The following is a 22,949-nucleotide window of genomic DNA, read 5'->3' on the forward strand; positions in this document are numbered from 1 at the left end:
TCCGTTATTACAATGTTGCTCTTACTTCTTTGGCTGCTTGGACAAGGTTCTTCAAGCTGGCCCACGTTTCAGTGACACCGCGAGTTTTAAGTCCGCAGTCCGGGTTAACCCATAGCTTGGAGACCTCGATCTTGTCCAGCATGCGATCTAGTCCTTGTTTCAGCTCTTCGACGCTTGGAATCCGAGGGGAATGGATGTCGTATACGCCTGGGCCGACTTCAGTACGGAAGCCGCACTCGTTGATTGCGTCGATGATGGCCAAGTCGGAGCGCGATGCTTCGAACGTAATGACGTCGGCGTCCATCGCATCGATATCGCGAAGGATATCGTTGAACTGGCTGTAGCACATATGGGTATGAATTTGCGTTTCGGCTTTGACGCCGCTATGCACGAGTCTGAAGGCAGGAATCGCCCAGCTCAAGTACTCGCTCTGCCAGTCCGAATGACGCAGCGGCAGCTTCTCTCTTAATGCGGCTTCATCGATCTGGATAATCTCGATGCCGTTGGCTTCAAGATCGAGTACTTCGTCACGAATCGCAAGACCGATCTGAAGAGCGCTTTCCTTCAGGCTGATATCTTCGCGGGGGAACGACCAGTTCAGGATCGTAACTGGACCCGTCAGCATGCCTTTGACCGGCTTGTGGGTACGGCTCTTCGCGAACGCCGAGTATTCTACAGTAATCGGCTTGCTGCGACTAATGTCGCCCCACACGACCGGCGGTTTGACACAGCGTGTCCCGTAAGACTGCACCCAAGCGTTCTCAGTGAAGATGAAGCCGTCCAAGCATTCGCCAAAGTATTCGACCATGTCGTTGCGTTCGTATTCACCGTGAACAATGACATCAATCCCAATTTCTTCCTGTTGGACAATGCACTCTGCGATACGGTCAAAATTGAATTGCTTGTACTGTTCCTCGGTGATGTTGCCTTTCTTAAAGGCTGCACGGTTTGCGCGGACGTCAGCTGTCTGAGGGAACGAACCAATCGTCGTCGTAGGTAACGGCGGCAGATTGAATTTCGCTTTCTGAATCGTTTCCCGCTCGGCGAAGGCAGGCAATCTCGTGAAGTCGGCGTCCGTCAACTCCGCCACTCTCTTCTGTACCGAGTTGTCGTTCGCGAGGCGGGATGCGCTGAACAGCTTCTCATTCTCTGTATACAAAGCGGAGGCTTCGGGATTTGCTTGCTCCAGAATCGACTTGAGTTCTGCAAGCTCGCGCAGCTTTTCTTCCGCGAACGCGAAATATTGCTTATTCGCCGCCGTCAGCTTCGTTTCGTGCTTAATCGTGTAGGGGACATGTAGCAGCGAGCATGAAGTGCCGAGCACGACTTGGCTTGCATGCTTGCTAATCTCGCGAACGAGGGCAATCGTCTGCTTGTATTGGTTTTTCCAGATGTTCTTGCCGTTGATTACGCCGGCGAATAGCACCTTGTCGCTTGCGAAGCCATGCTTGCGCACGAGGTCCAAAGACTGCTTGCCCTCGATGAAATCGATGCCGATCCCGTCAAACGGCAGCGCTTGAAGCAGCTGATAGCAGTCGCGAACGTCTCCAAAATACGTCTGCGCGACAACTTTTACGCTGCCTTTGGCGGACAGGATACCGTTATAAAGCTCCGTGAACAGTGCGATATCTTCCGCAGTCAAGTCCGTTACCAATGCAGGCTCATCCAGTTGAAGCCATGCTGCGCCAAGCGTATTCAATTGGTTCAGGACAGCCGTATAAGCTTCGACAACCGCAGGCACGAAATCCTTCGCTTTCTTCGAGCCGGTGAATTTCGCGAGCTTGAGCAGGGTGAATGCTCCGATCAGCACAGGCTTGGTTGCGATGCCGAGCTGTTTGGCTTCCGTAAATTCGTCCAATAGCTTCGATCCGGCCAAACGGATGCTTGTCGTATCGTCGATTTCGGGCACCATATAGTGATAATTCGTGTTGAACCATTTTTTCATCGCCAGCGCTTTAACGTCGCCTTTGTCGCCTTGATAGCCTCTCGCCATTGCGAAATACGTCTCCAGCGGGCTTAGGCCGAGCGCTAGGTATCGTTGCGGAACGATCCCGAGCAAGCAAGCTGTGTCGAGCAGTCCGTCGTAGAAGGAGAAATCGTTGGACGGAATGAAATCGATGCCATTCTCCTGCTGAAGCTTCCAGTTGGCCGATCTAAGCTGAGCCGCCGTTTGTTGCAGTTCTTCGACGGGAAGCATGCCTTTGAAGTATTTTTCCGATGCGAATTTAAGCTCTCTTAGCGCTCCGACTCGTGGATAACCGATAATGGATGTTTTCAATTGTAACAGCTCCTTGCGTGAATGTTGGCTTTAGTATAGAGCGCGGAAGCTGCTATCGGGAAACACAAAAAAGCTATACCCAGGCATAGTTTTATTCTATGGTCCAAACGGGAAGCTTGTCATATCAATATATTGATGGAAAAGGATCAAAAGGACAATTAACATACTGTATATTGGAATATTGGCGTACGTATGCTATGATGATTGTACTTCATTTAAAATACGAATATCGGTCAGGTGCCGGCGCCATGAAGACATAGGATTCTATGTTGGGTGCGCCGATGGCACAAGGCTCGTTATCTAAAACTAGAGTCGAATGATGTCGGTGGCCGCGCTCTCATCCCCGAGGGTGCTTTTTTATTCGACCAAAACGAAACCGGAGGAGAATCGGTATGAAACTTTATACGAAAACGGTATGTCCGAAATGCATGTGGATCAAATCTGAAATTGCGCGTTCTGGTCTCGCAGTCGAGATCGTCAACATCGATCATGACGAAGAGGCGCGTGAAAGATTACTAGAAGCGGGAGTCACGAGCTTGCCGGTTATGGAAGCTGGCGGCGAGTTTATTTTTGATACGAGCGAAATGGTCAAACTTATGGAGCAGGTGAACGTATGATCGCTTTTGCGAGCCGTACAGGTAATGTCCGGTATATTGTTTCGCGGCTTCGGTTGCCTGCGATCGAAATCGAAGAAGACCGTATGCTTGCGGAGCCTTTTTTGCTGTTTACATATACGGACGGCCTAGGAGAGATCCCGGCGAAGGTGAAGCTGTTTCTCGAGAGGAACGGCAAGCTTTGCCGCGGCGTCATCGTGAGCGGTAACAGCAACTTCGGCCATAACGTGTTCGGCGGAGCCGGCGATTCGATCGCGCGGCAGCTGAATGTCCCGCTCGTGCGCAAGATCGACATGCGCGGCTTCGCGGAAGACTATGAGGCCATTCACGACTATTACGAGCAATGTTTCCGAGAGGAGCACGTCGGATGAAATCCTATTTGAAATTGAACAACGAGATGCTGAATCAATACAGCCGGACGGGAAAGCTGGATCTCGCCAAGGATAAAGAGGCAACGCGCCGCTACTTTTTAGAGCACGTCAACGCGAAGCTGCGTTACTTCATCGATACAAGAGAAAAAATACGTTATCTCGTCGACGAGGGCTATTATGAATCCGAATTTTTGGAGCAGTACGACATGTCGTTTATCGAGCAGCTTTACGACAAGGCTTACGCTTACGGATTTCGGTTTCCTTCGTTCATGAGCGCGAGCAAATTTTATGAAAGCTATGCGATGAAAAGCAGGAATGGCGAGGAAATTCTGGAGAAGTATGAGGATCGAATCGTCATTACCGCGTTGTACTTGGCGCAAGGGGACGAGCATCTGGCGGAGCGCGCGGTAGAGGTCATGATGTCGGCGTATCAGCCGGCAACGCCAACCGCACTCAACAGCGGCAAAAAAGCGCGCGGAGAGCTTGTCAGCTGCTTTAAGCTGACAATGGACGATTCGATGAACAGCATTGCCGAGAATATAGGCTATTGCCTGGAGCTGTCCCGCTTAGGCGGCGGTGTCGGGGTAAACGTGACCGACCTCAGACCTCTCGGCGATCCGATCAAAGAGATACTGAACCGCGCGAGCGGCGTCATGCCGGTCGCGAAGCTGCTCGAGAATTCGTTCTCCTATTCGAACCAATTGGGCCAGCGCAACGGCTCCGGCGTAATTTACCTGAACATTTTCCACGCTGATATCGAGAACTTCATTTCAGCCAAGAAGCCGAACGCCGACGAAAAAATCCGCCTTGCGACGTTGTCAACTGGAATCATCGTTCCGAGCATCTTTTTCGAGCTGATGAAGCGGGACAAGGACATCGTGCTTTTCAGCCCGTACGACATTTACAAGGAATACGGCAAAAGGATGTCCGAAATCAGCATTAGCGAAATGTACTATGAGTTCTTGGACAATCCGAACATTCGTAAGATCAAGCGGATCAATGCGCGCAAATTGTACACGGAGGTCAAGAAAGCGCAGTTCGAATCGGGTTATCCGTTCGAGGTGTTCGACGATCATGTGAACGAGAAGCATCCGCTGCGCAATCTAGGACGGGTGAAGATGTCCAACTTGTGTACGGAAATTTTGCAGGTTCAATCGACGAGCGTTATTAATGACCACGGCACGGAGAATGAATACGGCTTAGACGTATCCTGCAACCTGGGTTCCCTTGACATTCATAAAGCGGTGCAAGAGAACAATTTCGAACAATTGATCGACACGTCGATGCGCCTATTGACGAATGTGTCCATGATGACGGAAATCAAGAACGTTCCGTCGGTCGCCAAAGCGAATCGCCTCATGCATTCGGTCGGCCTTGGGCTGATGAACCTGCATGGTCATCTGGTCTCTCAAGGAATATTGTATGGCTCGAAGGAGTCCGTTCAGTTCCTGGACGTATTCATGGAAGCCGTCAACTATTACACGCTGCTTGCGTCGATGCGGATTTCCCAGGAGAAGAAAGCAACGTTCCACGGTTTCGAACAGAGCGACTACGCGAACGGTACTTATTTCGATCCATACGTGTCCAAAGAGGTTACCGAGCTGCCGGAACAAGTGAGAAAGGCGCTTGGCAACGTTCCGGTGATTACGCAAGAGATGTGGTGCACCTTGAAGGAACAAGTCATGGAACACGGCTTGTTTAATGCCTATCGCCTCGCGATCGCGCCGACCGGAAGCATCTCTTACATCCGTAGCAGTACGGCTTCGATCGCCCCATGCACGGAGAAGGTGGAGATTCGCGATTACGCCGACAGCCGCACCATCTATCCGATGCCGTTCTTGAACAACGACAACATCTCCTTGTATAAAGAAGCTTATGAGATCGACCAGTATCAAATGATAGACCTATACGCAGCTGCTCAGCGTCACATTGACCAAGGGATATCGATGACCTTATACGTGACCGACCAATGGACGACCGAGCAATTGGCCCGCCTGTACATCTATGCCTGGATGAAAGGGATCAAGACGGTGTACTACGTGCGTCAGCGCCTGCAAACGATCGAGGAGTGTGTTTCATGTTCGATTTAAAAGCATTCGAGGCCGTTAACTGGAACCGCAACCAGCATGAGCTGACCAAAGTGTTCTGGGACCAGCAATGGAAGCAGATCTGGTTCCCGGAAGAAATCGCGGTCAGCAAAGACATCAAGCAATGGCAGGATTTCGCGCATCAGGATACCTATAAGAAGGTGCTCGGCGGGTTAACGCTGCTCGACACCATTCAGACGAATATCGGAATGAACGAAATCGCCCGTTATGAGCCGAATTTGCAAGAGAAAGCTTTGTACACGGTGTTCGCTTCGTTCGAAGCCATTCATGCGAAATCCTACTCGTACATTTTCACGACCTTGTGCACGAACAGCGAGATCGACGCGATTTTCGACTGGGTCAAGCGCAACGAGTATTTGCAATATAAGGCGAAGCGAATCAGCGACGTCTATCTTTCGATCAAAGAAGGCGACGATGTCTCCTTGTGGAAGGCGATGTTCGCGTCGGTCATGCTCGAGTCCTTCTTGTTCTACTCCGGGTTTTTCTTCCCGCTGTACTTAGGTGGACAAGGCGTCCTGCGGAACAGCGCGGAAGTGATATCGCTCATTCTCCGGGACGAGTCCATTCACGGCGTTGCAATCGGGTATTTCGCCCAGCAGCGTTTCAAGCAGTTCACGGCGGAGCAGAAGGAACAACTGACGGTCTGGGCCTACGAGTTCCTGCTCGATCTTTATCACAACGAAGTAAGCTATACGAACGACTTGTATGCGGAAACCGGACTAAGTCCTGATGTCAAAAGCTACGTCCGCTATAATGCGAACAAAGCGCTTATGAATATCGGCTTTGAAGTCATGTTCCCGGACGAGGAAGTGAATCCGATCGTTATGAACGGAATTCGCAATGAGGGCTCGACATATGACTTCTTCTCACAGAAAGGCTCCACATACGCAGTAGCGAAGGTGGCTCCGATCACAGACGATACGTTTCGATTTTAATACGGGGCACCCTTGTGATGAGGGTGCCTTTTCATTTCGCCGTTTGACCCGTTAGAGAGAGATGAAGTGCATTTCGATCCTGATTCTGAGTAAGGTTGGAAGTACTGACTGATGAAAACCGTCAAGCTATTATTATGCTGTTGGCACAGAATAAAATGGGACTGAATGTAAATACAATATCAGGCCATATGAATTTGTCCAGACCTGCTGTATCCCATCATTTAAAAGTAATGAAACAGTCCGGTTTTATTAAATCCGACAAAAAAGGCGTAGAAAACTACTATGTATTGACGATCCGTAAACCACTTGAACAACTCAAATCGTTAATTACAGCCGTTGAAGATGAATGCACAGGGCACCATGAATACATTTAAACCTGGAGATGAAGTGTACGGAAGACCCCGCAAAAATCGAATCGGCACATTAGCCGAATTTATTGCTGTTCATGAGGACGATATTTGGCTGAAACCGGAGAATCTAACCTTTGAAGAGGCGGCATCGATACCGCTGATCGGACTTACGACTTACCAGGCTTTTGTCGATCTGTTGCATCTTCAAAAAGGCCAAAAAGTGTTGATTCACGCAGGCTCGGGAGGCGTAGGAACCTTCGCCATTCAACTGGCCAAGCAGATGGGCGCTTTTGTGGCCACAACCGCAAGTATCACTTCCTTTTTATGAAACCGAGCGGAAAACAATTGAAGGTTTTAAAGGAGTTTATTGAAGGAGGTCTCATTAAGCCTATTATCGATAAGGTGTTTCCTTTGAAAGATGCCGGGCAAGGATTTAATTATCTGGAAAGTGGAAGGGCCAAGGGAAAAGTAGTCATTAAAATAAAGTAAGAGCGGCCTCCGCAGACGCTCCTGCTTGAGCCGGATCATTTCAATACCTCGATATGTGGTATATTCGATTTATTGATATTCCTTGTTGGAGGTGTCTATGAATCCTGCTTATGAAGCTTATATCCAATCGCTGACCGGCCGAGATGTAGCTGTCATCGGCGTCGGGGTTAGCAACGCACCGCTGATCCGCATGCTTTGCTCGGCCGGCGCAATCGTCACCGTGCGGGACCGCGACCCGGACCTCCCCCGAGAGGAATGGGACAATCTGGGCGTCAGGCTGCACATAGGGGAAAATTACCTGGATCGCGTTGGCGGCGACATGGTATTCCGCACTCCGGGCATGCGGCCAAACCATCCGGCACTGGAATCGGCCCGCGCGGGCGGCAGTCGTGTGACCAGTGAGATGGAGGAGTTCTTCGCGCTGTGTCCGTGTCCCATCTTCGGTGTGACCGGTTCGGACGGTAAAACTACCACGACTTCGTTGATTGCCGACATGCTGGCCAACGACGGGCGCACGGTGCATCTCGGCGGCAACATTGGCACACCGCTGCTGACGCGCGCTGCAGAGATGTCGCCGCAGGACGTATGTGCGGTCGAACTGTCCAGCTTCCAGCTGATGGACATGACGCGCTCTCCCCATGTGGCGGTAATTACCAATCTCTCGCCCAATCATCTCGACTGGCATTACGACATGGATGAATATATCGCCGCCAAGAGCCGGCTGCTGGACTTTCAGAAGGCTGGCGATCTTGCCGTCCTGAACGGCGACAATCCTGCGACCGCCACACTGTGGGGGCGGGGGCAAACCAGGTACTTCGGCAGACACGCGGTCCACGATGATGTGATCGACGGGCTGGTACCTGTTCGTGATATTCGGTTGCCTGGGTGGTATAACGTAGAAAACGTCATGGCTGCCATGACCGCCGTGCGGGGAACCGTGTCGGACGAGGCCATTCTGGAGACGGTGCGCACCTTCGCCGGCGTGGAGCACCGAAACCAATGGGTGGCAACTGTAGACGGTGTTCATTATTACAACAACTCCATCGGCTCCAGTCCTGCCCGTACCGTTGCCACGCTGCACGCGCACAGGGGCCGGGTGCTGCTGATCGCTGGCGGGCGAGATAAGAAGGTACCGTTTGATGAGATGGCACGTCTGCTTCCTAACCATGTCAAGGTGTTGCTGTTGATCGGCGAAGCGGCAAGTCAAATTGAGGCTGCCGCACGAGGAGTGCCGAACTGCCCGGCCATTGTTCGCTGCGGGGACTTGACCGAGGCAGTGGCACAAGCGCACAAGCTGGCCGTACCGGGAGACACAGTGCTGCTGAGCCCTGCCTGCACCGCATATGACCAATACAGAAACTTTGAAGAGCGCGGGCGTCACTTTGCAGGGCTGGTCGGGGCACTGCAGCGGTCAGAGGGAGAGGCTTGAATAAGAGGTGTTCCTCCAAATACGAAACGGACGAAGATACCGAGAGCAGGTCGCACAGCTGAAAAAGTAACGGCGGGTGCGTCGGTACGAATCTTTTCGAGCAACAGAAAAGACAGGGCAGCCTGCGGATCGGTTGTCCGTATTCTGTCCTGCCTATTGTTGAACGCGCTGGAGGTAGCGATATCAGGCTTTGGCAAGTAGCGGAAACAGCGGTCCGCGAATCGGCTCGCCGACAACCAGACCTTGCTCGTTCGTCATCACATGGCTGGCGCCGTTATATGTCGTACCGTCTTTCATGTAAATGGTGGCGAGTACCCGGCGCGGCTTATCAGTCTGATTGGCGTGAGCATAGTGAAACGTCAATCCGTCGTGAAACGTGCAGCTTCCCGCTTTGAGCGGCACGATGACAGGCCGTTGATTCTCCAGTTCCGTTCCTTTGACATACTCGAAGATGTCGACAGGATCCACCAGGCTTATATTTTTCAGCTTGCCGGCCGTATGCGATTTCGGTATGAACATCATGCAGCCGTTTCGCTCGTCCACGTCATCAAGGGTTAGCCATATCGAGAGCGCACCTGTTTCGTTCATCGGCCATTTGACCGTATCCTGGTGCCAAGGAGTAGGCTTGGAATCGCCCGGCATTTTCCAAAGCAAATGATCGTGGAACAAACGGATTCCGCTCGCCTCGGTTAAACGCATCGCGATCGACGCAAGCCGCGGGTGGAGCGAATATTTGGCCATTCCGCCGTGGTCCCGCCATACGTTTACTTTTTGGTTCAATACCTTATAGTAAGCGCCTCCATCCTGATCCGTCCTGACGGAATGCTTCGATTCCGTGGTCATCGCTTCAGTGGCGTATTCCCGCAGCTCCTCGAGTTCCTCCGCCGTCAGTACGTTGTCGATCTGCACAAAGCCGTTTTCTTTGTAAAATTCCACTTTTTCCTGCGTTACCCACTGATCCGTCTTTTCCGCCAACACTATCGCATCCTTTCATCCATCAAGTCTGGTTTCTGAATCAAACATACCATGCGGCGAAGCGGGAGGCTTGGCGAATTTGCTGCAAAACATGGGATATTTTCTTGGCTATTCCGCGATGCAGGGTGCTACAATAGGAAAAAACTGCTTGAACGTTTCGCTGCCGGAGGGATCGCGATGATCTACTACACGAAAGAGCATTTCCTGGAAAGCCCGGATTTTCCGTTTCATATTGCGCCTTACGAGTTCCGCTCGAACGCAATTGCGCCTCATAAGCATGAATTCATTGAATGCGTTTTCGTTGCCGAAGGCGAGGGCGAGCATATTTACCAGGGGGAAACCTATCCGATCGCCAGAGGCGATTTTTTCGTCATCGAGCCGCAGGCGGAACACGGTTACCGAGTGACGGGCAGTGTGCCGATGGTGGTATACAATATATTGTTTCTGCCGGAGTTGCTTGAAGCGGAGCTTCGCCAGCTGTCGCAGGTCACTCCGTTTATCCGTTTTTTCTATCTGGAGCCGATGATTCGCGTTTCTTCGGAATTTCAGTATCACTTGAAGCTGACGGTGAACGAAGGGCTGGAAACCAAGTTTGTGCTCGACAGGATCGTAGGCGAGTATGGAAAAAAAGAATTGGGTTACCGGTTGTGCGTCAAAGCGATGCTGATGGAGTTGTTCATCTCCTTAAGCCGATGGTACGAGAAACGGGTGTCTGAGCCGCTGTCTGCTGTGCGGGACGAAAAATCGGTGATGGCATGGGTGTGCGAGTTCACCAAGCTTCATTATGCGCAGCCGATTATGATGGAGCAAATATACCAGATGTGCGGCATGAGCGCGGCGGCTTTTACCGCCAAGTTCAAGCAGTATGCCGGGAAAACGTTCATGGAATACCGCAACGAGGTGCGAATCGGCATGGCGTGCGAGCTGCTTCGCAGCTCCGGCGATAAAATCATCCATATCGCGCAGGAGGTCGGCTTTAACGACTTGAGCCATTTTAATAAAGCGTTCAAGCAATTGACGGGTAAGACACCAGGGCAGTTCCGCTCGACGGCTCTGACCTCCGGGAACAGGTCTTCCTATCACAATTATTAATTGCCCTGATCGTGCTGTTCCCGCTCAATAATGGAAGTTATGATTCAAGCAATAGTGCGTGTCAGGCCAATATTCAGTTTAATCGGGAGGGGAGATTGTTTGAAAAGAGTTGATGTGGCGAGTGCCCTCATTTTTGACGAAAAATCAGAAAGGGTTTTGATGGTACGAAATAAAAGGGGAGGTACTTCCGATTGGAGTTTGCCTGGTGGGGCGGTAGAACCTAGAGAAACATTGGAACATGCCGCTATTAGGGAGACAAAGGAAGAAGCGGGCGTCGATATAGAGGTAACAGGTCTTTACTCGGTAAGAGAAGCATTTTTTACTGGAGTTGGGCATCACGCCGTACTATTCACCTTTACGGCATTAATCATAAATGGAGAACTAGGAAGTCTAGACCCCGATCATGAGATTGTAGAAGTAAGGTGGATTGATATTTCTACCGCAAATTCTATTTTTTCAAAGTTATCAGTCCCGATGTTAATTGTGCCTCAGAGTAAACTTCCTTCAATGTATTCATTTCATGGAAATGTTTAAAGGTTCATATTTCGGCGACAAGCAGCTTCATAAACGGGTCGATAACTTGATCGATCCCCGGCGGAAGCCGGTCAAAGTCCGCCGTTGCGAGGGACGGGCAGAAGTGCTCAACAATAAGTGGGGTACAATGTAATCATACGGCTATACATTCAACACTTGCAGCCATTACCCAAATTTCTGAATTTAAGGCGGCAGTTGCATCGGCTGGGGCAGTTTGCCCAACCTTATTGTCTTCAAAAAAGTCAGATTTCCACTTGAACCTTACGTAACGTAATGATTTATATTAAATGTAACACAAGAATGAAACGCGAGCCAACGGCCAAAAGAATCGACCCAAATCAATTTGAAATCGGAGGAGAAACGACATGAGAAAACTCGTATTGTTCATGCATGTGTCGCTGGACGGATATGCGTCGGATTCGAACGGAGGACTCGATTGGATTCCGTACAACGAGGAATTAGAGAAATACGCCGAGGAGATCGTAGCCGAAGTCGGAGCTCCCGTTTACGGACGCACGACGTATCGCATGATGGAGAGCTACTGGCCCAAGGTGCTGGACAATCCGAATGCGTCGAGGCATGATATGGAGCATGCCAAATGGCTGCAGGATGTTAAGAAGATCGTCATTTCCGGCACGATGGACAAGGTGGAATGGAACAATACAATGCTGATCAAGGATAATATCGCCGAGGAAATCAAGGTACTCAAGGAGCAGCCTGGCAAAAATCTCGTTATCTTCGGCAGTCCGGGAGCGGCGAAGACGCTGCTTAAGCTTGGTCTGATCGACGAATTCCTGCTTACCATTTGTCCGGTCGTCCTGGGCGGCGGAAAATCGGTATTCGACGACGGCGGCGAGAAAATCAGGCTCAAGCTGCTGTCCAGCCGAACGCTCAAGTCGGGCATTATCGCGGCCCGCTATGAGTTGGAGAAATAGCCGCACACAAGGTGTTCCGCTCACGAAGGCTATAGTTAAAATTAAACGCAACGGCAGCCGGCCAGATGATCGGCTGCCGTTTTTATTAAGCTAACGGGTAGACTAACGTATAAATCATACTTTTTTGGAAGGGGATTACTTTTTCGGAACGAATATAAACACTTGTTATCGTCATTTGGAAACAGGAGGGATAATGTGTATGAGAAGCAAGCCGATTGTGTTAGTGTTGGGTGTTTTCCATTTTCGCTATGTTGAAGACATCCTTGAACCCTATCGTCAGAAAGAAATTCAAGAATTGGTACAGCGAATCACGGAGTTCCGTCCGACGAAAGTTTGTGTGGAGAAAGTTGCCGAGCGAAACGATGAGCTAAATGTAGAATATCGGAAATATCTTTCAGGGGATTTAGAACTGCCAGCAAATGAGATTCAACAACTAGGGTTTCGCATTGCCCACGATCTCGGACACGAGAACATTTATGCAACGGATTGGATGCACCTTGAACAGGCTGATATTGATTTGTTGGAACGCGGCTTTGAAGAAGCAGAAATAAATCAACCTGAGTTAGCCAAAGAAGCAGAAGAACACACGGAACAACTGCGTAAGATGTACAAGCCTGGTACAGTGTTGGAAATGATTCGATCGCACAACGATGAGGAGCTAAATGCTTTTGATCATCAATATTATATTCGATATAGAGCACGCTTGGGTGATTATCCTGATTACATAGGTCCATTTTGGTTGCGTTGGTGGTATCGGAGAAACTTAATCATATTCTCCAACATTGCTAGATTGGCTACGGAAGATGATCGAATTTTGGTTATTTATGGAAGTGGTCATAATTATTTACTTAAGCAATTCATCCATGAGAGCGGATTGTTTGAAGTGGAACACATTGATAAGTATCTTGAATAAGAAAACAGCCTATCTGCCTTACAATTTCGGCATCAATACTTATTCAACTAACGGATACTATAGCTCAATTACACAAGACGGCAACCGGTACTCGCCACGTAATCGATAAAATCTTTTTTTTCTATGATTAATTGACTCATCTCAAATCGTAAAGCCGAGACTGCATAACCCAGGCCGTGCTTACGGGCACTCCATGGAGAACGGCAAAATGATCAATGCCGATAATGACCGTTTGAGTGAAATCGTAGATGCGCCGGGCGAATTGTATTCAACGACTCGTGATCTGGACAAGTGGTGCGACGCCTTATTCAAAGGAAAATTACTTTCGCAGGAATCATTGCGTAAGTTGTTTACCCCTTACTATACCACGACGTTTGATCCGAATTTACAATATGGACTCGGCTGGTTTCTGGGATCAGATTTTCAATCGATTAGGGGAGGGACACCGGGGTTTCGATCGGAAATCTGGTATTATCCTGCTCTAGATTTACGGATCATCATGCTCTGGAATTTTGAAAAAGTGAACTCTCAACATTTATTTCAAAAGCTAAAACCATCCCTGATAAATATTAAAGCTGTGAATTGAGGTTAGCATTGTATTGCGCCCTCCTACGACGGATACGATTGTGCAACGCTGAAAGGGCTACCGCATGGCGGCCCTTCGCTACGAACGAGCAGGATATTGGAGTAAATGTGTTGAAATACCTTTTACTGGTTATCTAGTATTTCAGCAACTTTACTGATCGATTATACGCGAATTATTCCCAGTCTTATAGGAGGTGATGTTTTCGGATGTTTATCGATCTGGATGTCCATCCCCACTCTAACAGGATGGCAATTTTGCAGCTTCTATCGAACGGCAGTAAAAATATGGTGATTCACGACATCTCTTCGAAAAGCATGGTCAGTGAGGTAGGCCCGCATTTTATTCCTCAAGGTCCACGGTTTTCTCCTGACGGTCGTCGAATTTCGTTTTTTGGAGACGGAAATATCTATTTTCATGATGTTGTAATGCGATCGACAACTACTATCAAGAATACTTCAGGCCAACATGCCTCTTTTTGTGAATGGTCGCCTGACGGGAACTCTCTCGTTTACAATGCCTATCCAGCGAACAATACAGATAGAAAGATACCCCCAAATATTTACCACATCGATCTATTGAGAAATATTAGGCATCAGGTAACCGACAATGATGCGGTAGATCGTTTTCCGCAATGGTCGCCCAATGGTAGATTAGTTGTGTTCCACAGGCAATATCTCGACTCTCCAAACCCGCTTAAACAAATAATTATTGCAGACATTCAGAAGGGGACCGAATTTATCGTTCCAGGGGATAGTGGCTGCAGTCACGAATCAGGACGCTTTTGTTGGTCTGATGACTCTAACTCGTTTTTGATCAAAGAAGTGCAAGCTAATGGGTCCGTGGCTCTAAAGATATTACGAGTTGAAGATATGAACCTTTTGTGGTCGATCACATCTCCAGATATAATCGGCGGAGCATTTAGACCGGGGATGAATCAAGTGCTGTGCATGTTCAAGCACGAAATCGCCGTTTACTCCTTAAATGATCAGACGGCGATTCATAAGATAAGCTTGTTCGGGTGTTCTCCAATAATGCAAACCCTGCGGGGACCGGCATGGTATGTGGAAAGGGAGCGCTTATTTTACATAGCCCATAGAGGAAAGCAAGTGCACCAATGGGATTATGCCGACGACTGTCCCTGTATATTTCAAGCTGAAGAATGGCCAAGACTTAACTACCGGCGCGAAAAATACACGATATTATCCCGAGATGGGAAACAGGTACCAGTGCTTCGTTTAATCCCTGATGAACCCAAACATCTTGCTGTGGAATTCATTTTTGGTGGTCCTTCTGCATCGATCGATGAGGGAAACCCAATAATCAGGCATCTATTACATAAGGGATACGAAGTCATTTGTCCAGTTTATCGTGGGCAGATTGGAGCTGGTAAAGAACATCAAGAAGCCAACATAGGAGAAATGGGGCGGGCTGATGTATGGGATGTGATGGAGAGCGGCTTGGATTGGAAACGAAGAACTGGGTATCTCCGTCCGCTTGCTCTGATCGGCTATAGCTATGGTGGATTGTTAACTCTATTGGCTCTTGCCGACAATGCAACGTTATGGGTTACAGGAATTACTTTATGGGGGGTCACGGATCTGGATCACCTCGGGTTTTACAAGTCTCGAGCATATCCCTCTGATCCCGAACAGATGGAAACCGAAAAAAATAGAAGATCTCCACTTATACAAAGCAGCAGAATCCAAAGCCCTTTATTGATGTTTCACGGTGGACAGGATACAACATCCACGAATGAAGAGGTTCAAAAGATCCAAAACTTGATTCGGGACAACGGCGTCCCCTGTGAGCTTACGATCTTTCATGACGATACCCATGGTTTGAAGCGTCACAGACAGGAAATGTTTTCTCAGTTATTTGAATATTTGCAGAAGTATGAATGAAGATCATTCTTCTTGTTTGGCTTTAAACTAAACATTCCTGTATAGCCTGAGAAATGGGCTTTGTCAAAAAAGCTGAGGAGCTTGCTACGGTTTGTCGCTATTGGTTTGGCTGAGTGAGCGGCGATTCGTGGATTGACGATGTCGCAGATTTGCAAATGGAGTTTACAGAAAAGGGAAAATGTCCGTGCCGCTTTCCCGTTTTCATAAAAGGGAAAAACCTGCTGTTTAAGTTCCGCGGGTCTTTTCCCTTTATGCGTTATTTGCCAAGTGTGCTAATTTTCTGGTTTGCTGATTCCTCCGCTTCACGCAAAGCGGTATTAATGTCGCTCTTGCCGGCCACTACGTTATCTGATGGTGCTGCGTTAGCAGCATGGGAGTCTAATACTTTATTTTCACCTGACAGCGAGAAAATGATCCACCTTGCAAACAAACACCTAATGACTCTCTTTGTGGCTATACGGCTTTTCTTGATTGCTCCTTAAATGGATGATAAGAATACTTTTAAAATTATTGTTTCGCGACTCTAGTTCCCGATGCCATCTCACGTTGCGCATTGCGATATTCGGTCGGAGTCTGGCCTTTAAGTTCCCGGAAAACACGAGCGAATGTGCGGAAGGATTCGAAACCGACCTCGAAGGCAATCTCGGATACCGGCGTATCTGTTATTGCCAATAGATGGGCGGCGGCCTTGATTCTTAGTTTATGCACAAATTGCAAAAAATGCTCTCCGGTATATTCTTTGAACAAGCGGCTGACATACGGTGAACTGAGATGAAAATGCTGCGCAACGATTTCTCTCGTGATGGGCTCCTTATAGTGAACATGAATGTATCGAAGGATTTCCCAGAAAACGGAATTTCCTCTCGTTATCTGCTCTTCTCGCTCCGTGGTTTGTGCGGCTACTAGGCTGCGCAAGAAGATCAGCAAGGCTTCGGTCAGTTTGCATCGAATGTTCGTTTCTCTTCCAAACGTATCGTAAGGCTGTAGAAATTCACTTTGCAACTCATTCAGCAAAACCTGCATCCGGGTGAAGGACTTATCTTCCAGGTAAACATAGGAAGGGTAGCGACTACCTACCTGATACAAAGTCTTTAGACATTCATCTTCCAGTGCGGAGCTCGTCAGCAATTGGAGATCGAACATGCAGCAATAGACCTTCGGGGGGTTGCGCCGATCATTTTGGCTCTCGTGCACATGATGTGGGAGATAAAGACAGGTCGCTCCGGGTTTCATTAAATGGGAATGTCCATTGATGGTCTTGAATCCGCTTCCACTCATTACAAAGGTAAACTCTGCAAATGCATGGTAGTGAGGTTTGACCCCCCCAGATGAGATACCGGAGCTACCACTGATTCCGATATAGAACGGAAGCTGTCCACTAGTAAACGGGACAACAGGCTGCTCCTGATACTGAGGCAAGAGAATCTTCGACATGAATGGTGTCCTCCTGGTTTGAACCGGGTTACAAATTGGCAATGGGTAGCCCGTATTTGTCACGATCCTAATCTCAATCTATGTTACCATCTGTTATGCGGTATAACAACGACTTATTAAGGGGGCAGCAACATCCATGAAATTTCTGATCATGACAGATTTGGAAGGAGTATGCGGCGTAGATTCCTTCAAGCAGACCCGTACGAATGATAATGCCGACAAGGGTCCGGCGATGAAACAACTGGCTCGGGAGACGAATGCTTGTATAGCCGGTATCCGCAGCGCGCATCCAAACGCAGAAGTAACCGTGATTGATGGACACGGCAGCGGAGGTCTTTTCCCGAAGGACCTGGAGGGCGGGGAGTATGTAAGGTATGAGCAGTTTCAACATGATACTCTCTCACAGTTTAGAGCCTTGTTCTATGTAGGCCAACATGCGATGGAAGGGACAATCAACGCACCGCTGCGTCATACCTTTTCGTCAGTTCGTGTACAGTATTACCGTTTGAATGGGGTGAACATTGGGGAGTTCGGCGCTTTTGCCAATTGGGCAGGTTTAAATGGAGTCCCTACCATCTTCCTAGCTGGAGATGACAAAGCAACATTGGAAGCGCAGATGTTTGTACCCGGGATCGAGACGGTAGTAACCAAGTATGGCAAGGGGCTCGAAGCCGCCGTACATAGACCATCCGACGAGGTGCTCAGCGACATCGAAGCGGGCGCAGCTCGAGCCATCGAGAGATTGAGCGAAATTCCGCCGTTCGTAGAATTCCAGCCGCCTTTTGTTTTTGAAGCGCGCTATTACAAACCGGTTGATTTGGAAGTATGGTCCAAAAAACCGAACGCAACCATTATCGACGAACGGACAATCCAGCTACAGACTGCAAATTACAGGGAACTGCCGTTTTTAAATGTTTAATTTGTTCCCATTCATAATTCAGGGGGAAGATCAGAAGTGAAGATAAACTTCAAGAATACCATTCTATTTATGATATGTTTGTTAATCCTTCTCAGCGGCTGTTCGTCGAATGGGAAGAAGCCGGATTCGTCATCGGGTAGCCCGGATTCGTCCGCAGGGTATAAAGGTGGTCCCGTAGAGTTGGTTGTCCATGGAAGCGGAATTACGGATGTGTTATTTGAGCAAGTAATAGTACCCGCCATTAGCGCGAAATATCCGGAGATTAAGTTGAAGTTAGTAAAGGGCAACCTTCAAGAATTAATTGCTTCCGGCGTTAAACCGGATTTGATCAGTACCGCGGGAATATCGCTTCTCGATATGGTCAGACTGGATATTCCCTCTGATCTCAGTCCGTTGATTAAACAATTCAATGTCGATCTAACCCGAATTGAACCTGTAATTGTAGAGGAAATGAAAGAAATAGGCGGGAAGCTGGAAAAAGAAGGGTCTATTTTAGGCATGCCTTTTTGGATGAGTTACGGAGCTACCATTTATAATAAAGATCTTTTCGATAAGTTTGGCTATCCTTATCCTGATAACGTTTTATCCTGGGATGATATCTTAGATTATACAAAGAAAATGACGCGAGACGAGGGTGGAATCCAATACATCGGAGGTACCATCTGGAGTGCGGTCAATATGTTCAAGCAGTATGGCGCTCCCTATGTAAACTCCAAAAACGAGCCTTACCTCACATCCGATGCGCATGCCCAGGTTGCTCGACTGTTTGAGAAGTTTTTTGATATTCCAAGCTATATCAAAGGTAATACGTATATCCACAGCAGTTTTTTTGATAAGGGGAATATAGCGGTGTATCCGGGTTGGATCTCGGGAATGGCCACTGCATTGGCGAAACCGCCAGCTTTTCAATGGGATCTTACTTCTTTCCCTGTCTATAAGGAACGCCCTGGAATGGGAGCTCCTGTGGATTATCTTGTTCTTATGATCTCCAAGACGAGCAAGCATAAAGATGCTGCATTTTACGTGATTAACGAATTGTTAAAGGATGAGGTGCAAGCAAAAGTCAATCAGGTAGGGAGCTGGATGACGGTCTTAAAAGATGTCCAGATCAAACAAACCTATGCCAAGGAACTTAACCTTTTTGCAGGTAAAAATCTTAAAGCTGTATTCAGAGTAGCTCCAACACCTAATCCTCCTTATACCGAATATCGCGTCGAGGTTACTCAAGCGATGAATGATTCTGCGAAAAAAATGGCGTTAGAGAAACTTGACATCAATACCGCTCTCAGAAAGGCCGAAGAAGAAGCGGCTCAGTTGATAAAAAATAATCCAAAGTAACAATCCGTGATTTCCAATGGGTTCTTCTGCTCTATAATGCTGTTCTTATTATTAATAATGATTTCCACATTGAAACCACAAGCCATCTTGTTGCCGCAACAAATTTCAGCTTTCATGGAGCCGGGGAAACCGTATCGACGGAGGGATTGGCCCTCATCAGTCAGCCGACCGGTACGTATGCGGGCCCCCATATGGCCTTCGGTGAGAAGGAGTGCGACCAACCGGGCGGAGCCGGCTACAAGGGAAGCGGGTTTCATTATTTGCGCGACGTGGAGCGGGACGACAATCCGCCAGCCTCGTTCAGCGTCGAATGGAACATCCAAGACACATGGAAGGTACTGCCCGAGCATTCGGATATCCACTTGCGCTTAACCATTCTGGGCGAGGCCGACGAGGTAGCTTTGGCCGACGGAGAGCCTCCCCGAAACAAGCCAGGCAACCCGATTCATTTGAAATATTGCATCGTTCGTCGGAGCGGGGATGATGCGGACAGCCAGTTTGTCTCGGTGATCGAGGCGTACAAGAAGGAACGGTTTATCCAATCCATTCGACCGGCAGCGCTGACGATTGATGAGAAACCTTTTTCGGGCACAGGGGCTGCGGCAATCCGGGTGGAGCTGGTAGGAGGACGTGTTGATTACATCGTTAATTCGCTCGATCCCGAAACGACCTATACCGTCGACGGCAAGTTTACGTTCAAAGGTTTCTTCGGCATGATCTCCGAAGAGAACGGGATTCCCACATACGGCTACTTGCATGACGGTACTATATTGGACAGCCTGGTCCGGACGGAGCGGGGAGCCTTGACGGGAACCGTCGTCGATTTAACGAAAGAACACGGCACGGAAAACATGATTATCGTGGAGCTGGATAACTCCTATGCGGAGACAGCCTGCTTGACCGGCTCTTATCTGTACATTGAATCTGACGGAGAGCGCAACGGTAGCTACCGGATCGAACGCGTCGAAGAACGGCAGGGGAACCGGATCGTTTTCGGGATCGGGGACGTTACGCTGGTACGTGGCTTTGCCGATCCGGAACATTTCGCCAAAGGCTTCGTTTATGATATCCATGAGGGTGCGGCGTGCAAAATTCCGTTAGCCTTCGAAACCGTTCTCGAAAAATCCGAATGAAGGGAAGATATCTATGTCGGAGGATACCAACAACCACGCCATGAATCGGCCGGAGGACGAATCGCTTGCACTGAGCAAACGGATGAGCAGAAGACATTTATTGGCTTCGATCGGAGCGGCAGGCGCGGCGGCCGCCGCAGGCGGGCTATTGGCCGGAGCGTCCAAATCGTACGGCCAGTCTATCCCGGTGGCGAATGCGGTATACGGGAAAGTCAGGGCCCATTCGGCGATGATGAATACGATGAACGCCGTCGGCTGCGTGGTCGTGACGACTTATGTGCAGCTTCGGGCGAATACGCTGCCCGATGCGAACGTCATTTATTACGTCAAGGACGCCGGATATGAGGGCCATTTTTATTACGATGCCTCGGACGTTACGGCTCCCGACAATACCGGTCTGGTGCTCGTTTCGACTTCGGGGGCCCGGTTCAAGCGGATTGTGGAAACGGAATCTATTAACGTCAAATGGTTCGGGGCGGCCGGGGACGACCTCACGGACGATGCCGCGGCCATTCAAAAGGCGATCGACCATATACCGGCGAGCGGGGGAGTTTTGTACTTCCCTCCCGGCATCTACCGGGTCGGAACATCGCTGTCGTTATCCTCCAATTTGACTTTGCAAGGCTCCGGCATGTCGGTTACGGTGATCAGGGAGCACAGCAGCTTGACCGCGCGCATTTTTTATATCCTCGGATCGAGTGGCAGCCGCAAATCGAACATCTCGTTTTTCGATCTGACCATCCGCAACGGCACCGCCATTACCTCGGGTAACCCGACGATATCGCGCGACGGCGTTCGGGCGGAATATGTGGACGGACTCACGTTCGTCCGGTGCATGTTTACCGAGATCCAAGGTTTCTACGCGCTGGTCGTCAAGTATTGCACGAACGTTCTTGTCGAAGACTGCACGTTCTATCGCTGGTCTTACGGCGCCATGATGGTCATGGTGGAATGCGAGAACATTATCGTAACCGGGAGCACCTTCGATACGGCCACGACCACTTCGGCCGGAAACGCCTATACGTTTGCGACAGGCGGAGAACGGACGAACGAAGGCTCGTTTCTCGTCAAAAATGTATGGGTGACGAACAATAAATTTTTGAACAATCCCGCCTGGGAAGGGCAGCAACTGCGGAACAATGCGATCAAGCATTTGGCTGCAGGCGGCTCCGCGTACCTCGGTGCTGGCAACTTGCCCGTACAGTGGTCGGCTGCGCCGACCGATAATTTGACGCAGAAATTCGGCGATATGATCTGCAATGCGTCGGGCAAGCCGGAATGGTATGTCAGTGGGCCTGCAATCGGCTTCGGATCTCTTTACACGGGAGTGGTCGTAACGGCATCTATCAATGCGGGAAGTGCTACTTTGACGGCTTTGAATACTGTCAATGCGGACTACAGGGGCTTGCCGGAAGGAATGAATATAACGGTGGCCGGGGCCGGTGAGGGGGGAGCAGCGTTAAACGCCAGAGTAATCAAAAACAGCAAAACGACGATTGAATTGGACACGGCGGCAAGCACGACCGTTGCCACCGCGAACGTGACCTACCAAGGACTTACCCTAACGAGCTGAGCGTAGAAGGGAAGATGCATCCATAATGGAGGGAGGAGTTGAATCATCGGCTACAGTGCTGATTGCCGCAGGTTTGATCCAAGGCATGGGCGCGGATCGGTTCGCACCGGCCGACATGGCGACGCGCGTGCAAGCGGCGGTTATGCTGGAGCGGTTGTTGCGCGAGATCGGATTCGTGGAATAAGCGATGATCATCTTCTGAAGAGAACCTGGGGGGCCCTCTTTTATTTCTCGCGCACTAGCAAAGCTAGGTACAACTAAAAGTATTAGACTGAAAAAATAAAGTATTAGACTGACATGGCCGAGCTAACGGGCAGATTAGCTTCATTTGATACATACGTAAATTCCAACATATGGCATGATAGTCATGATAGAATTAAATATAGATCCTCCGTGGAAATAGAAGGTTGGTGTGTAAAATGCAACAATTTTTTATAGGCATCGTCCTACCCGACGAATATAAACAACAAGTTATTGTATTTCGAGACCGTTGGGCCAGCAATGGTCTTAGGGAGGTCGTAGAGCCTCATATCACAGTAAAAGCCCAGAGCGGTCTCATCATAGACTTAGCCTGGCTAGATAAAGTTAGACGCACATGTTCAATATTTCCGAGATTCAAACTTTCGTATCAGAGCCAAAGACCTTTGGGACGGCTGTGGCTTTTCTCAGCGTTGAATCTAAAGAAATATATGATCTCCACAAGTGTCTAATGGATGCAGTCTCGCCTTCTCCAGAACTTGTATTACGTTATGAGTTAGATGGATTCCATCCTCATTTGACTTTGGGACAAACTTTGTTCGGAATGGAAGACTCAGAAATTGAAGAAATGAAGAATCAAGCGAAAAATGTCTTAGCTCCTTTCTCAACATTCGATGTGACTTTTGTTCGAGTGTATAAAGAGATTCAACCGAACAAATACCTGTCTTATGAAGATATCCAACTTGCTAATTGATCGTTGTTCCAGCTACATCGCTACGTTAACGGGTAGACCAGTTGACTTAACGACGGGTACGAGAGCTTCATGATCAGGCTGCCATCATCG

General features: G+C 49.1%; 22 protein-coding genes and 1 pseudogene. 20 read left to right on the forward strand and 3 right to left on the reverse strand.

Annotated features, from left to right (window positions below; genetic code table 11):
• Positions 1-7: 7 nt before the first annotated feature.
• Complete coding sequence (gene metE, locus AC3Y2E_RS20070) at positions 8-2,278, reverse strand: 5-methyltetrahydropteroyltriglutamate--homocysteine S-methyltransferase (protein WP_379213451.1); 2,271 nt, start codon at positions 2,276-2,278, stop codon at positions 8-10.
• A gap of 392 nt (positions 2,279-2,670) precedes the next feature.
• Here metE and AC3Y2E_RS20075 point away from each other — a divergent pair, with 392 nt between their 5' ends.
• The 7 genes and pseudogenes from AC3Y2E_RS20075 to murD all read left to right on the forward strand — a co-directional run bounded on the left by AC3Y2E_RS20075 (position 2,671) and on the right by murD (position 8,574).
• Positions 2,671-2,895, forward strand: a complete 225-nt coding sequence (locus tag AC3Y2E_RS20075; protein ID WP_190929640.1) for a glutaredoxin family protein — start codon at positions 2,671-2,673, stop codon at positions 2,893-2,895.
• A complete protein-coding gene (gene nrdI / locus AC3Y2E_RS20080) occupies positions 2,892-3,263 on the forward strand; it encodes a class Ib ribonucleoside-diphosphate reductase assembly flavoprotein NrdI (protein ID WP_379213454.1) in 372 nt (123 codons plus the stop codon). The genes AC3Y2E_RS20075 and nrdI overlap by 4 nt, the downstream gene beginning before the upstream one ends.
• Positions 3,260-5,353, forward strand: coding sequence for a class 1b ribonucleoside-diphosphate reductase subunit alpha (gene nrdE / locus AC3Y2E_RS20085; RefSeq protein WP_379213456.1), 2,094 nt, complete (start codon positions 3,260-3,262; stop codon positions 5,351-5,353). The genes nrdI and nrdE overlap by 4 nt, the downstream gene beginning before the upstream one ends.
• Positions 5,341-6,306, forward strand: coding sequence for a class 1b ribonucleoside-diphosphate reductase subunit beta (gene nrdF / locus AC3Y2E_RS20090; protein WP_190929643.1), 966 nt, complete (start codon positions 5,341-5,343; stop codon positions 6,304-6,306). The genes nrdE and nrdF overlap by 13 nt, the downstream gene beginning before the upstream one ends.
• A 95-nt stretch (positions 6,307-6,401) precedes the next feature.
• Positions 6,402-6,680: an ArsR/SmtB family transcription factor gene (locus AC3Y2E_RS20095; protein WP_379213459.1), complete on the forward strand. Its 279-nt coding sequence runs from the start codon at positions 6,402-6,404 to the stop codon at positions 6,678-6,680.
• Positions 6,676-7,145, forward strand: a pseudogene (locus tag AC3Y2E_RS20100) (NADP-dependent oxidoreductase); the annotation flags it as partial. The gene AC3Y2E_RS20095 and the pseudogene AC3Y2E_RS20100, both read left to right, overlap by 5 nt.
• A 97-nt stretch (positions 7,146-7,242) precedes the next feature.
• Positions 7,243-8,574 carry a UDP-N-acetylmuramoyl-L-alanine--D-glutamate ligase gene (gene murD, locus AC3Y2E_RS20105; RefSeq protein WP_379213461.1) on the forward strand — a complete coding sequence of 444 codons (1,332 nt, stop codon included), beginning with the start codon at positions 7,243-7,245 and terminating at the stop codon, positions 8,572-8,574.
• A 183-nt stretch (positions 8,575-8,757) separates the two neighbouring features.
• On the opposite strand, the gene AC3Y2E_RS20110 is transcribed toward murD, so the two are convergent.
• The gene (locus AC3Y2E_RS20110; protein ID WP_190929645.1) at positions 8,758-9,549 is read right to left on the reverse strand and encodes a phytanoyl-CoA dioxygenase family protein; all 792 of its coding nucleotides are present in this window, start codon (positions 9,547-9,549) and stop codon (positions 8,758-8,760) included.
• Between the two features lie 177 nt (positions 9,550-9,726).
• Here AC3Y2E_RS20110 and AC3Y2E_RS20115 point away from each other — a divergent pair, with 177 nt between their 5' ends.
• The 7 genes from AC3Y2E_RS20115 to AC3Y2E_RS20145 all read left to right on the forward strand — a co-directional run bounded on the left by AC3Y2E_RS20115 (position 9,727) and on the right by AC3Y2E_RS20145 (position 15,992).
• Positions 9,727-10,641: an AraC family transcriptional regulator gene (locus tag AC3Y2E_RS20115; RefSeq protein WP_379213464.1), complete on the forward strand. Its 915-nt coding sequence runs from the start codon at positions 9,727-9,729 to the stop codon at positions 10,639-10,641.
• 99 nt (positions 10,642-10,740) lie between these two features.
• Positions 10,741-11,175 carry an NUDIX hydrolase gene (locus AC3Y2E_RS20120; protein WP_379213466.1) on the forward strand — a complete coding sequence of 145 codons (435 nt, stop codon included), beginning with the start codon at positions 10,741-10,743 and terminating at the stop codon, positions 11,173-11,175.
• A gap of 365 nt (positions 11,176-11,540) precedes the next feature.
• A complete protein-coding gene (locus AC3Y2E_RS20125) occupies positions 11,541-12,110 on the forward strand; it encodes a dihydrofolate reductase family protein (protein ID WP_379213468.1) in 570 nt (189 codons plus the stop codon).
• A gap of 199 nt (positions 12,111-12,309) precedes the next feature.
• Positions 12,310-13,023 carry a DUF5694 domain-containing protein gene (locus AC3Y2E_RS20130; protein ID WP_379213470.1) on the forward strand — a complete coding sequence of 238 codons (714 nt, stop codon included), beginning with the start codon at positions 12,310-12,312 and terminating at the stop codon, positions 13,021-13,023.
• 193 nt (positions 13,024-13,216) lie between these two features.
• On the forward strand, positions 13,217-13,609 hold the full coding sequence (locus AC3Y2E_RS20135) for a serine hydrolase (protein WP_379213472.1): 393 nt from the start codon (positions 13,217-13,219) through the stop codon (positions 13,607-13,609).
• Between the two features lie 206 nt (positions 13,610-13,815).
• The gene (locus AC3Y2E_RS20140) at positions 13,816-15,510 is read left to right on the forward strand and encodes a S9 family peptidase (protein WP_379213474.1); all 1,695 of its coding nucleotides are present in this window, start codon (positions 13,816-13,818) and stop codon (positions 15,508-15,510) included.
• Between the two features lie 113 nt (positions 15,511-15,623).
• Entirely contained in the window at positions 15,624-15,992 is a 369-nt protein-coding gene (locus tag AC3Y2E_RS20145; RefSeq protein ID WP_379213476.1) for a hypothetical protein, read from the forward strand.
• A gap of 25 nt (positions 15,993-16,017) precedes the next feature.
• Here the strand turns inward: AC3Y2E_RS20145 and AC3Y2E_RS20150 are convergent, their stop codons facing one another.
• Positions 16,018-16,944: an AraC family transcriptional regulator gene (locus tag AC3Y2E_RS20150; protein WP_379213478.1), complete on the reverse strand. Its 927-nt coding sequence runs from the start codon at positions 16,942-16,944 to the stop codon at positions 16,018-16,020.
• A gap of 136 nt (positions 16,945-17,080) precedes the next feature.
• On the opposite strand from AC3Y2E_RS20150, the gene AC3Y2E_RS20155 reads away from it, so the two are divergent.
• The 6 genes from AC3Y2E_RS20155 (at position 17,081) to AC3Y2E_RS20180 (ending at position 22,859) form a co-directional block, all read left to right on the forward strand.
• Complete coding sequence (locus tag AC3Y2E_RS20155; protein ID WP_379213480.1) at positions 17,081-17,863, forward strand: M55 family metallopeptidase; 783 nt, start codon at positions 17,081-17,083, stop codon at positions 17,861-17,863.
• A 36-nt stretch (positions 17,864-17,899) separates the two neighbouring features.
• Positions 17,900-19,201, forward strand: a complete 1,302-nt coding sequence (locus tag AC3Y2E_RS20160; protein ID WP_379213482.1) for an ABC transporter substrate-binding protein — start codon at positions 17,900-17,902, stop codon at positions 19,199-19,201.
• A 146-nt stretch (positions 19,202-19,347) separates the two neighbouring features.
• Positions 19,348-20,334, forward strand: coding sequence for a hypothetical protein (locus AC3Y2E_RS20165; RefSeq protein WP_379213484.1), 987 nt, complete (start codon positions 19,348-19,350; stop codon positions 20,332-20,334).
• A gap of 13 nt (positions 20,335-20,347) precedes the next feature.
• Positions 20,348-21,907: a glycosyl hydrolase family 28-related protein gene (locus AC3Y2E_RS20170; protein WP_379213486.1), complete on the forward strand. Its 1,560-nt coding sequence runs from the start codon at positions 20,348-20,350 to the stop codon at positions 21,905-21,907.
• Between the two features lie 25 nt (positions 21,908-21,932).
• Positions 21,933-22,091, forward strand: a complete 159-nt coding sequence (locus tag AC3Y2E_RS20175; protein ID WP_379213488.1) for an S-layer homology domain-containing protein — start codon at positions 21,933-21,935, stop codon at positions 22,089-22,091.
• A 411-nt stretch (positions 22,092-22,502) separates the two neighbouring features.
• Positions 22,503-22,859, forward strand: a complete 357-nt coding sequence (locus AC3Y2E_RS20180) for a 2'-5' RNA ligase family protein (RefSeq protein ID WP_379213490.1) — start codon at positions 22,503-22,505, stop codon at positions 22,857-22,859.
• The last annotated feature ends 90 nt before the right edge of the window (positions 22,860-22,949 follow it).

This window comes from Paenibacillus sp. MAH-35 (assembly GCF_058135425.1).

Excerpts from the sequence above, each read along its gene's own strand:
- AC3Y2E_RS20180 (WP_379213490.1), top strand. The coding sequence starts at position 22,503 with ATGTTCAATATTTCCGAGATTCAAACTTTCGTATCAGAGCCAAAGACC.
- murD (WP_379213461.1), top strand. The coding sequence starts at position 7,243 with ATGAATCCTGCTTATGAAGCTTATATCCAATCGCTGACCGGCCGAGAT.
- AC3Y2E_RS20135 (WP_379213472.1), top strand. The coding sequence starts at position 13,217 with ATGGAGAACGGCAAAATGATCAATGCCGATAATGACCGTTTGAGTGAA.
- AC3Y2E_RS20175 (WP_379213488.1), top strand. The coding sequence starts at position 21,933 with ATGGAGGGAGGAGTTGAATCATCGGCTACAGTGCTGATTGCCGCAGGT.
- nrdF (WP_190929643.1), top strand. The coding sequence starts at position 5,341 with ATGTTCGATTTAAAAGCATTCGAGGCCGTTAACTGGAACCGCAACCAG.
- AC3Y2E_RS20140 (WP_379213474.1), top strand. The coding sequence starts at position 13,816 with ATGTTTATCGATCTGGATGTCCATCCCCACTCTAACAGGATGGCAATT.
- AC3Y2E_RS20125 (WP_379213468.1), top strand. The coding sequence starts at position 11,541 with ATGAGAAAACTCGTATTGTTCATGCATGTGTCGCTGGACGGATATGCG.
- AC3Y2E_RS20170 (WP_379213486.1), top strand. The coding sequence starts at position 20,348 with ATGTCGGAGGATACCAACAACCACGCCATGAATCGGCCGGAGGACGAA.
- nrdI (WP_379213454.1), top strand. The coding sequence starts at position 2,892 with ATGATCGCTTTTGCGAGCCGTACAGGTAATGTCCGGTATATTGTTTCG.
- AC3Y2E_RS20130 (WP_379213470.1), top strand. The coding sequence starts at position 12,310 with ATGAGAAGCAAGCCGATTGTGTTAGTGTTGGGTGTTTTCCATTTTCGC.
- nrdE (WP_379213456.1), top strand. The coding sequence starts at position 3,260 with ATGAAATCCTATTTGAAATTGAACAACGAGATGCTGAATCAATACAGC.
- AC3Y2E_RS20150 (WP_379213478.1), bottom strand. The coding sequence starts at position 16,944 with ATGTCGAAGATTCTCTTGCCTCAGTATCAGGAGCAGCCTGTTGTCCCG.
- AC3Y2E_RS20115 (WP_379213464.1), top strand. The coding sequence starts at position 9,727 with ATGATCTACTACACGAAAGAGCATTTCCTGGAAAGCCCGGATTTTCCG.
- AC3Y2E_RS20155 (WP_379213480.1), top strand. The coding sequence starts at position 17,081 with ATGAAATTTCTGATCATGACAGATTTGGAAGGAGTATGCGGCGTAGAT.
- AC3Y2E_RS20075 (WP_190929640.1), top strand. The coding sequence starts at position 2,671 with ATGAAACTTTATACGAAAACGGTATGTCCGAAATGCATGTGGATCAAA.